A 9067-nucleotide genomic window follows, 5' to 3' on the forward strand; every position below is an offset into this window, starting at 1 on the left:
ATTCGCAGACAAAGGATATATTTCGCATGGCTTGTTTGAGAGATTGTTTAACAACGGTATAGAAATTGTCACTGGCTTGAAATGCAATATGAAAAACAAGCTTATGCCATTGTATGACAAGATTCTGTTGCGCAAAAGATCTGTCATAGAAACCATCAATGACGAACTTAAGAATGTTGCACAACTTGTACATTCAAGACATCGTAGCGTGTTCAATTTCGTAATGAATGTCCTTTCTGTTTTGGCTGCGTATAGCTTCTTTGAAAAGAAGCCATCCATCAACATTGACTATTGCATAGAGAATGTTGACGGACAGCTTGCTGTTATAAAGTAAACTTCATTTGGACTTTACAATTCTGCATTTTGCCATCCATATTGTTTGGAGGGCAAATGTAATATGCACCTATCGGAAATCTGGCATAGCAAGAAAAACGACAGTCGCTTATCCCGAACTCAGGTTAATAATACCTCTTAAAATAGTTCTCCGAAATTTTGGTCAGTTATACGAAAAAGTGTACCTTTGCAGCCAATTTTACGAAAATCCATATAAATAGCAGTAATGCAGAGACAGAAATTTAACATATCAGGCGGATTGAACATTCAGAGCACATGGTGCCTTGAATGCGATTCCTATATGCATACGTCAAGCATTGCCGCACCACGCTATTCAGATAGGAAGACTTTCCATATTGCACGAGGAGGGAGTGGATTACTCCTGACATAATTGTACGTGCAAACACGAGATTAACGAAGTGGTTGGAAAGTCAGCAATGCTTTCCAACCATTTTTCGTTTGTGCCTATCACAACCATGAACACTGTCGACTTACCACCGACATGACTTCTCCTCATCGGCCTGGCCTATGGCACAACATGTAGTCAATCAATTATTAACCGCGCAGCGAAGCGCAAAAACAAGAAGGAACAAAGAAATGTTAGAATTCAAAAAGTACAGCTCCATCGAGAATTCCTTCAACAGAGAGTTCATGGAGCGCATCGTGGCAGAGATGCCAACCGATTTGGAATATGTGGTACAGGAAAAGGTACATGGTGCCAATACCAGTTTCCTCTGCGACGGAGAGAAAGTAAGGTTTGCAAAGCGTACCTCCTTGCTGGAAGCGGAGGAGATGTTCTACGACTATCCCGAGTTGCTTGAAAGGTACAAAGACAAAGTCATGGCCCTTACCAAGGATGTCTTCAGCAGATATAAAAACGTGAGGAGCGTTAATGTCTTCGGTGAGATGTTCGGTGGAACCTATCCTCACAAGGATGTGCAGCCAAACCGCAAGTTGTCTCTCATCCAGAAGGGTGTTTGCTACACCCCTGAACATGAGTTCTATGGTTTTGACATCTATGTCATCAACGAGGATGGCGGTAGGTATCTGCCTGTAGATGAAGTAAACGAGTTTTTCGACAAGCACGGATTCTTCTATGCCAGGACTCTGTTCAAGGGCACTCTCGGTGAATGTCTCAAATACCCTAACGCTTTCCAGAGCAAGATTGCTGAATGGCTTGGTTTCCCTGCCATTGAAGACAACATCTGCGAGGGTATCGTGATAAGACCTGTTGTTCCCATGTACCTGAGAAATGGAAGTAGGGTGCTCATCAAGAGCAAGAACGAGCGTTTTGCCGAAAAGAAGAGCGTGAAGAAACGCAACAAGCTCTTTGCCGAACCTGTTCCTTACAGCGAAGCCTTGAAGGCACTCATCCCTGAGGTGGAGGCATACGTTACCGAGCAGCGTTTGGCAAATGTGGTGAGCCACATCGGTGAAGTACATGTGCCTAAAGACTTCGGAAAGATTATGGGTCTGTTCTCTAAGGATGTACTCGAGGATTTCCTGAAGGAACATGGCGGTGAGTATGGTTGTCTCGAAAAGAGCGAACAGAAATTGCTCAACAAAGAGATGAACAAGCTTTCCACCGAGTTGGTAAAGAAGGTCTATATGAGCCAGGCATACATACTCGATTAATTAACAAACTCTCTCCGTGCTCCAGATGGGGCATGGAGAGAATAATACAAAGAAGGAAATGAATTTCAAGTTTAATGCAGAACATACGTTCTTTACATCAGATACGCACTTCAATCATGCGAACATTATCAGGTTCTGCAATCGTCCGTTCAAGGACGTAGAGCAGATGAACGAAGTAATGATAGCAAATTGGAACAACGTGATAGGTAAAGATGATACGGTTTTCCACTTGGGCGATTTCTGCCTTGGCGGCTCAGCAGAATGGACAAAGATACTCGACCGTCTGAATGGCAAGATTTATCTAATCATGGGTAACCACGATTTGAAGAATATTCGACAAGGATTCATCAGCCGCTTTGAACATGTTGCCATGCAGATGCACATCGAAGTGGGCAAGCAACGAATCTATCTGTGCCACTTTCCTTTTCTGTGCTTTGAGGGTGGATACAAGGACGTATGGCAGCTGTTCGGTCATGTCCATACCCGAAGGAATAACACAGGAAATGATGCGGAGAGACTCCAGTATCTCTATCCGACACAATACGACGTAGGAGTGGACAATAACAACTTTACCCCAGTATCGTTTGGGCAAGTAAAGAGAATCATTAACAAGCAAGTTGAACAAAGTAAAGAAAAGTAACAATGAAGATACAATACATGAGTGACCTGCACATGGAGTTCGCAGAGAACAGCAGGTATCTGAAACATAATGAGTTTCCTGTTACGGGTGATGTGCTGGTTCTGGCCGGTGACATCTTCTATCTGAGAAACGATGTGGCCCCGTTGGGCAAGTTCTGGAAGTGGGCTTCTGAGAGCTATAGGCAGGTTTTGATCGTGCCTGGCAACCACGACTACTACGGGCGTTATGACGTGATGACCCGTGGAATGCAATGGTCGGGGATGTTCAAGAAGAATGTCGGCTATTACCAGAATCAGGTGGTCAGAATCGATAATGTCGATTTCATTCTCAGCACCCTTTGGTCGCATATCCCACCAGGCGATGAGTATAAGGTGTCTCATGGCCTGAACGATTTCTACCAGACGTTGTATGAGGGCCATCAGTTGACGGTAGATGATTTTAATCGGATGCATCAGTTCTGTCTTGACTTCATCAAGCAGAGTGTCCAAGAAAGTACAGCAGAGAGGATTGTCGTGGTGACCCATCACTTGCCAACACGGCAGGTGGTGGCACCTCAGCACCTTGGTTCAGACATCAATTCTGGCTTTGCTACAGAACTTGGTGATTTCATTGCCGATAGCCGTATTGATGTGTGGATATATGGTCATTCCCATACCAATATCGACACAACGATAGGACATACTAAAATTGTGTGTAATCAGATGGGATATGTGTTTGCGAATGAGCATCTGACAAACGGATTTGACTTCGGCAAAATGATAGAGATTTAATGAATGACAAAAATACAAAGAAAAAGTATACAATTATGAGTGGAGGTACATTTGATTATTCACAACGGACTATAGAACTTATAGCCGATGATATCGAACAAACCATCTTGGAAGCAGGGAGAAAGATTCCAGATGTATTATTGGAAGAACACCAACATCGTTACTCACGGGAGATACCATTAGAGGAACAATACTATAGTTCCTACAATCGGAAGACAATGGATATCATGAAACGGACAGTTTATATCCTTAGAATGGCATACATATATGCTCAACGAATAGACTGGATGTTGTCAGGTGATGACGGTGAAGATGATCTCGTTAGACGCTTAAACCAAGAATTGCATGAGCTTAAAACGAAGTATCCTAGTGGAAAATTCACGTTTAAGAAGAAAAGAGTTCGGTATGATGATGACTACGGAGGCTTCCGTGAAATTCCAGATGAGTAAATGAATTATAAAAACAGGTAAAAATGAATAGGAAAAATAAACAAAGTGATAGAGAAATCTTAGAAGAAATACTTATGATTCTAAAAAATATGAAAGCATCTCCTGTAGTTGTCCAGCCCTCTATGAAGGTTTACAACAACAAAGAGGTTATGGAATTACTGGGAGTGAAGGATAAATATCTCAAAAAACTAAGGGATAATGGATATCTTGGTTTTTCAAGAGAAGGCGATAAGTATTGGTATACGCAGAAAGATGTAGATTGTTTTCTGCACAGTTTTCATTATGAACCATTTAATAGCAATATAAACAAATTATGGACTCTTTAAATTATAAATACATTCATGCCAGTAAACAAAAACGCATTATTGCGTTACAAGATAATAGACAGATGCCTACGAAACAGATACAGAAGATGGACGATAGAGGACCTGGTTGATGAAATATCTGAAGCGCTGTATGATATGGAGGGTATCCGCAAAGGCATCTCTTTGAGAACTGTTCAGAACGATATTCAGATTATGCGTTCTGACAAGCTCGGATACAATGCGCCCATTGAGGTATATGATCAGAAGTACTACAAGTACGCTGATCCGAACTACTCTATTACAGAGTTGCCCCTGACAGCTGAGGACTTCAATCTTATTACTAAAGCTGTGAAAATGTTGGAAACGACAGAGGACAAACCAGAGTTTCAGCAAATGGGTAGAATACTCACACGGGTTAAGAAAAGGCTGACGGCAATTCTTAACTATGGATAATGGAAAGACTCCAGTTCCTTTTATCGGCAACTGGAGTCTTTATTTGTTGAGTGAGGAATCGGATTCGAACCGATGAATGACGGTTTTGCAGACCGTCCCCTTAAACCGCTCGGGCATCCTCACGTAATAGGGAGTTTGACAGGTTTCGAACCTGCGACCACCAGAGCCACAACCTGGCGCTCTACCTACTGAGCTACAAACTCCATGTAGTTGCGGGAGCAGGATTCGAACCTGCGTCCGGTTTTTGGCCGGCCCAGCTTATGAGACTGGTGAGTTGGGCCACTACTCTATCCCGCGATTTTGCAGAAGCAGAAGGGTTCGAACCTCCGACCTTCGGTTTTGGAGACCGACATTCTACCAACTGAACTATGCTCCCATCGTTGAGGTGGAGGGACTCGAACCCACGAAGCCGAATGGCGGCAGATTTACAGTCTGCTCTCGTTGCCGCTGGAGAACACCTCAATATATTTGTGGAACCTCGTGGAGTCGAACCACGTTCTCAGGATTTTCAGTCCTGCGCATACACCAAGTCTGCCAAAGTTCCATCAGAGGAGGCTAAGGGATTCGAACCCTTGGAGCGTTTCACCGCCCTCTGGTTTTCAAGACCAGTGCAATAGACCAACTCTGCCAAACCTCCAATTTGCGGAAGCAGAAGGATTCGAACCTTCGGAGCCTTGCAGCTCGGCACGTTAGCAGTGTGCTGGTTTCGACCGCTCACCCATACTTCCATTGGATTTCGGGGGCAAAGGTACAATGCCACTCTGCAGCCTTTCTGCGTAACAAGAAAAAGTTACAAAAAATGATTATTTTTCGCTAATGATTATTGACAAATTAGCTTTTCCCATAAGTACAAAGCATAAATGCCCAAATGAATTACTGATAACAAGTAGTCATTCGGACATTCTTATGTAAATCTTGGAAAAATGTATAAAAAGAGGCAAAAACACCTTGGAAAAGTGTAATCGCATCATTTAAATCCCAACGTTGCACGTCGATAGTTGTACGAAAGCCAGTAGCTGCGTTTTAATGGGTCTGACAGGAAGGAACGGTTGATCAATTCTTTGGCCAACGGATGTTCCTTAGCAAAGAAATCCAATTCCCGTTTCACCAATCTTACAGTCATACCAATGCGATGACCAAACTCCTCGAAGTCCTTACGGCCAACACTTCTTGTATCGGATAGTTGCATGCCTTCTTTGAACAATCCTTTATCAAGGGCGAAGATGCGTGGCATGCTCAAATGTAGACTGGTATTGATGAGGTCGTAGGCAGGGGTGAGGTGGTATTCTCCGTCACCTCGGTTGATTAGTGAGAAATTTTTCAGATGCGCGTCATCGTTGAGGGTAAGATAGTTGAAGACAACGATGCGGAAGAACTTTAGGATTTCAACGGGAGCAGCCTTGACGTATTTGCGGATGATGTCGGCACACTCCTCGTAGCTCAAATTACTATATTTGTAATCACTGCCACCATTGGCATTGGTAAGTCCTGCCAGCGAGGCGAAATCTTCCTGACTGTACTTCTGTCCATCTGGTCCGACATCGAAACGTCGGCAAAGATAGGCTGCTTCACCATCTTGGAAAAAACAAATGCCATTAGCGGCAGTCTCAATGTGATAGACTTGAGAAGCCAACTGCATCGTCAGATGTTCATTGGCTGGACAATACTTGCGGTCAAGCAAAGCATAGGATGAAGGAGCCGGTTTCAAGATGTATGTTCCACGTTCACCTTCGACTGGCTTTACCAAATGTCCCTCACTATCCAGCACCAAACTCGCCTTGGGCTGAACGCCAGAGAGCGAGATGCGCCCCACGTTCTTCAGATAGGCTTCATTGTCGGCACTGTCATTGTTGGGGCTGTCAAAATCCAACACATGAAAAACCTCCTTCCCGTCAAACAATAGTTTTCGGGCTACAGGAGAATAGGTGGTAAAGTCTTCCTGCAAGGTGGAAGGGCAAACATTGACCTCTATCATATTCACATCGGTTTAATGGTTACGGCTCCGATGGTATCGTGCCCTGCTGTTGCAAGCATGATACCAAAATCATCGTTTTCATCGATATAATGCAACATGGATTGCACCTGGCGATTGGAGCCTTCAGACAACATGTTATAAAAATAAGGAAAGAGATGGTTGGAACGGTAAGGCTCTTTTCTTACGGGCATTGCCAAGCAAACTGGCTCGCCGTGGTAGTCCTTACCATAAGTGAACACATATTCCCTGGCATCCGTCTCTTGCAATATGCCAGCCTCCATGTCATGAACATAAACCTTACACTGTCTCATAGTCAAGTTGCTTGATGTTAATGTCTATTTGCAGACCCAAAGTATCGAGTATTGTGAGCAAGGTGGCGAGCTGAGGATTACCCTCGCCTCGTTCAATCGCTACAACGGTATTAACAGCTACACTAGCCAGGTCAGCCAATGTTTGTTGGTTGATACCCAATTTTTTCCGCCTTTCCTTGATGACATTCCCTATTTCCTGCTGTGTCATAATCTCAATATATTGCGATTTCGGTGCAAAGATAAGCAATTCTTTTCAAACAAAGACGCAAATTCTCAATAAAATGCGATTTTGGGTATAATTTACTATGAATTGCCATAAAAACATGTAAAAATCACAACGAATTGCGATTTTTATTGTTGTCCCATCATCTTCTTTAGCATTTCCTTCATCTGTTCAGGAGTAAGACTATCAATGTCGATAGGTTCTTCTTCCTTTTTGATGTTAAGCAACTTACTATTGTTACGGAATCGGATTTCAAGAGGATACATGTCCTGATAGCCGCTGGTGACATCGTTACCTTGCGAGTGCCCCATACTTTCAGAGATGTACAACTCCTCTACGCCAGCCAGTTTCAGATTTGTGGCAAAGGAATGACGCGCCCATGTTCCAGACACCACCTTGTCCCATCCAAGTACTTCTTTGCATATACGGTTCATGCGGTCTTTGATGTTGGAGTTTTCCTGTACCGTCAACTTTCGACGCAGGGTCTCATCTGTGGCTCCATTGAAGATTTGTGGAAAAACATATGCGTCCTTCTCTGGCTTGGCTCCAATCTCATTAAGGATCACTTTGAGTGGTTCTATGATAGGAACGATAACCACCGACATACTGTTGCTTCGTGCCGATGTTTTCTTTCGCATAAACTCAAAAGCACGACCACCTTCTGCAAAGTAAGTACGGTTGTAGGTCAAACGTCCTGCATCGGCAAGATTGAATCCATTGCACAGATATTGTGCCAGGAATAGGCCCAAAGAATCATGGGCACGTTTCTTATAAGCTGGATCCCAACCTTCGGGATAGCGCTTCTCAACGAAGACTTTATATAGTTCCGTCATTTCATCAACGCTAAGGTATGATTGTTGGCGACGTTTACCTCGTGGAATTGAGATGAGCGTGTTGTCCTTGTTGGAGAAGGGGTATTTGTCCTCGGTCAAAAAACCTTGGCGAATACATTCATTCCAAACAACACGGCAGGTCCGAAGATACATACCACGGGTGGCATCAGCAATCTTTCCGACGACCTTGCCGTTTTCAACCACACCATTTTTCATTACATCATTCCACTTGTCAATTACGTTTTTGCCGACCATGAAGCCCTTCACATTACCAACGTATTTAAGGAAGGAGTTGAGTGCCCACTGGTAGTTCTCTGCTGTTCCCACTCTGTCTTCTGCTTTCATCCTGGCAATAATACTCTCCCAAACACCTACAAAAGATGTGGCTTTATCATATTCGATTTCCGCACCTGTCAGATAAGTACGGATAAGGTCGAGTGTTAAAGTCTGCTTCTTGCTCAGTTTCTCCAGTTTTTCCCTGTAGCATTCTAGCATCTTTAGCCATTCGACATGAACAGGCATGAGCGAACTTTTCGCTCCTTTCACGCTACATACGTCATTGAAGTACTTTTCGCTTTGATAGTCCATATCCTTTAGCTTGTAGTAATACCGTTTAGCTGCTATCTGAAAACAGATGGCCAAAGGGTATACATCCGTACTCTTATTGGTACGTTTGTCTAGAACTAAAGTAAGTGAACAGTTGTCCACTTTTCCGCACTTGATAGATGTCTTTTCAGCCTTCATAACTATGGTCTGTGCTTCGCTCGTGGGAATCTTGCGAACAATTTGCGAACAAAATGCGAACAAAATCGCCCATTAATTGAGGTTTATTAAAATTTCACTTTTGCGCTGCAAAGTCACAAAATAATTGTTAGACAACAACTTACAAAGCCAAGAAAAATTTTATAAAACTCTAAAAAATTTTATTTTAACAGACTCATAATCTGGAGGTCCTAGGTTCAAGCCCTAGCTGGCCCACTTTGAAAATGAAGCAGTTAAGCCAAAAACTTAACTGACTTACCCTAAAAAAACTTGACACTTTTGGATGCCTAAAACAAAAGTGTATGAGAACAAAAGTAAAACGTGAAAGAGATCGTGTCCTAAATGAAGCGACAGGTCAGTATGAATGGGTATGGGTAG

Annotated in this window: 11 protein-coding genes and 8 tRNA genes; 7 read left to right on the forward strand and 12 right to left on the reverse strand. The window is 43.2% G+C overall.

The window, feature by feature from the left end:
* The 7 genes from CIK95_RS02115 to CIK95_RS02145 form a co-directional block, all read left to right on the forward strand.
* Window positions 1-334: transposase (locus CIK95_RS02115; RefSeq protein WP_144007690.1), on the forward strand; the 334-nt coding region annotated here is incomplete at its 5' end.
* A 596-nt stretch (window positions 335-930) separates the two neighbouring features.
* Window positions 931-1968 (forward strand): RNA ligase, Rnl2 family, encoded by a 1038-nt coding sequence (locus CIK95_RS02120; protein ID WP_158215062.1) that lies wholly within the window; start codon window positions 931-933, stop codon window positions 1966-1968.
* A gap of 58 nt (window positions 1969-2026) precedes the next feature.
* Window positions 2027-2608, forward strand: coding sequence for a metallophosphoesterase (locus CIK95_RS02125; protein WP_094466145.1), 582 nt, complete (start codon window positions 2027-2029; stop codon window positions 2606-2608).
* A gap of 2 nt (window positions 2609-2610) precedes the next feature.
* Window positions 2611-3378 carry a metallophosphoesterase gene (locus CIK95_RS02130; RefSeq protein ID WP_094466142.1) on the forward strand — a complete coding sequence of 256 codons (768 nt, stop codon included), beginning with the start codon at window positions 2611-2613 and terminating at the stop codon, window positions 3376-3378.
* Window positions 3379-3413: 35 nt separating this feature from the next.
* Window positions 3414-3827, forward strand: a complete 414-nt coding sequence (locus tag CIK95_RS02135) for a hypothetical protein (protein WP_144007691.1) — start codon at window positions 3414-3416, stop codon at window positions 3825-3827.
* Between the two features lie 23 nt (window positions 3828-3850).
* Window positions 3851-4153 carry a helix-turn-helix domain-containing protein gene (locus CIK95_RS02140; protein WP_092108797.1) on the forward strand — a complete coding sequence of 101 codons (303 nt, stop codon included), beginning with the start codon at window positions 3851-3853 and terminating at the stop codon, window positions 4151-4153.
* A gap of 15 nt (window positions 4154-4168) precedes the next feature.
* Window positions 4169-4585 (forward strand): hypothetical protein, encoded by a 417-nt coding sequence (locus CIK95_RS02145; RefSeq protein WP_025002845.1) that lies wholly within the window; start codon window positions 4169-4171, stop codon window positions 4583-4585.
* A gap of 49 nt (window positions 4586-4634) precedes the next feature.
* On the opposite strand, the gene CIK95_RS02150 is transcribed toward CIK95_RS02145, so the two are convergent.
* From CIK95_RS02150 to CIK95_RS02205, 12 genes are all read right to left on the reverse strand, one after another.
* Window positions 4635-4708: transfer RNA gene (locus CIK95_RS02150), tRNA-Cys, on the reverse strand.
* Window positions 4709-4715: 7 nt separating this feature from the next.
* Window positions 4716-4788: transfer RNA gene (locus tag CIK95_RS02155), tRNA-His, on the reverse strand.
* Between the two features lie 7 nt (window positions 4789-4795).
* Window positions 4796-4882, reverse strand: a tRNA-Met gene (locus CIK95_RS02160).
* 6 nt (window positions 4883-4888) lie between these two features.
* A tRNA-Trp gene (locus CIK95_RS02165) sits at window positions 4889-4961 on the reverse strand.
* Between the two features lie 4 nt (window positions 4962-4965).
* A tRNA-Tyr gene (locus CIK95_RS02170) sits at window positions 4966-5047 on the reverse strand.
* Window positions 5048-5056: 9 nt separating this feature from the next.
* A tRNA-Phe gene (locus CIK95_RS02175) sits at window positions 5057-5129 on the reverse strand.
* A 5-nt stretch (window positions 5130-5134) separates the two neighbouring features.
* Window positions 5135-5222, reverse strand: a tRNA-Ser gene (locus CIK95_RS02180).
* A gap of 6 nt (window positions 5223-5228) precedes the next feature.
* A tRNA-Ser gene (locus CIK95_RS02185) sits at window positions 5229-5313 on the reverse strand.
* A gap of 239 nt (window positions 5314-5552) precedes the next feature.
* Window positions 5553-6560, reverse strand: a complete 1008-nt coding sequence (locus CIK95_RS02190) for a HipA domain-containing protein (protein ID WP_094466144.1) — start codon at window positions 6558-6560, stop codon at window positions 5553-5555.
* 2 nt (window positions 6561-6562) lie between these two features.
* The gene (locus tag CIK95_RS02195; protein WP_094421744.1) at window positions 6563-6871 is read right to left on the reverse strand and encodes a HipA N-terminal domain-containing protein; all 309 of its coding nucleotides are present in this window, start codon (window positions 6869-6871) and stop codon (window positions 6563-6565) included.
* The gene (locus CIK95_RS02200) at window positions 6858-7079 is read right to left on the reverse strand and encodes a helix-turn-helix domain-containing protein (RefSeq protein ID WP_094387771.1); all 222 of its coding nucleotides are present in this window, start codon (window positions 7077-7079) and stop codon (window positions 6858-6860) included. Before CIK95_RS02200 ends, CIK95_RS02195 begins: the two co-directional genes overlap by 14 nt.
* Window positions 7080-7222: 143 nt before the next feature.
* Window positions 7223-8671 (reverse strand): phage integrase SAM-like domain-containing protein, encoded by a 1449-nt coding sequence (locus tag CIK95_RS02205; RefSeq protein ID WP_254046394.1) that lies wholly within the window; start codon window positions 8669-8671, stop codon window positions 7223-7225.
* Window positions 8672-9067: the final 396 nt, after the last annotated feature.

The organism is Prevotella sp. P5-108 (assembly GCF_002251385.1).
In the GTDB taxonomy this organism is placed as follows: Bacteria; Bacteroidota; Bacteroidia; order Bacteroidales; family Bacteroidaceae; genus Prevotella.

Coding starts and splice junctions, on each gene's coding strand:
- CIK95_RS02190 (WP_094466144.1), bottom strand. CDS start 6,560: ATGATAGAGGTCAATGTTTGCCCTTCCACCTTGCAGGAAGACTTTACC.
- CIK95_RS02200 (WP_094387771.1), bottom strand. CDS start 7,079: ATGACACAGCAGGAAATAGGGAATGTCATCAAGGAAAGGCGGAAAAAA.
- CIK95_RS02145 (WP_025002845.1), top strand. CDS start 4,169: ATGCCAGTAAACAAAAACGCATTATTGCGTTACAAGATAATAGACAGA.
- CIK95_RS02125 (WP_094466145.1), top strand. CDS start 2,027: ATGAATTTCAAGTTTAATGCAGAACATACGTTCTTTACATCAGATACG.
- CIK95_RS02135 (WP_144007691.1), top strand. CDS start 3,414: ATGAGTGGAGGTACATTTGATTATTCACAACGGACTATAGAACTTATA.
- CIK95_RS02205 (WP_254046394.1), bottom strand. CDS start 8,671: ATGAAGGCTGAAAAGACATCTATCAAGTGCGGAAAAGTGGACAACTGT.
- CIK95_RS02195 (WP_094421744.1), bottom strand. CDS start 6,871: ATGAGACAGTGTAAGGTTTATGTTCATGACATGGAGGCTGGCATATTG.
- CIK95_RS02140 (WP_092108797.1), top strand. CDS start 3,851: ATGAATAGGAAAAATAAACAAAGTGATAGAGAAATCTTAGAAGAAATA.
- CIK95_RS02130 (WP_094466142.1), top strand. CDS start 2,611: ATGAAGATACAATACATGAGTGACCTGCACATGGAGTTCGCAGAGAAC.
- CIK95_RS02120 (WP_158215062.1), top strand. CDS start 931: ATGTTAGAATTCAAAAAGTACAGCTCCATCGAGAATTCCTTCAACAGA.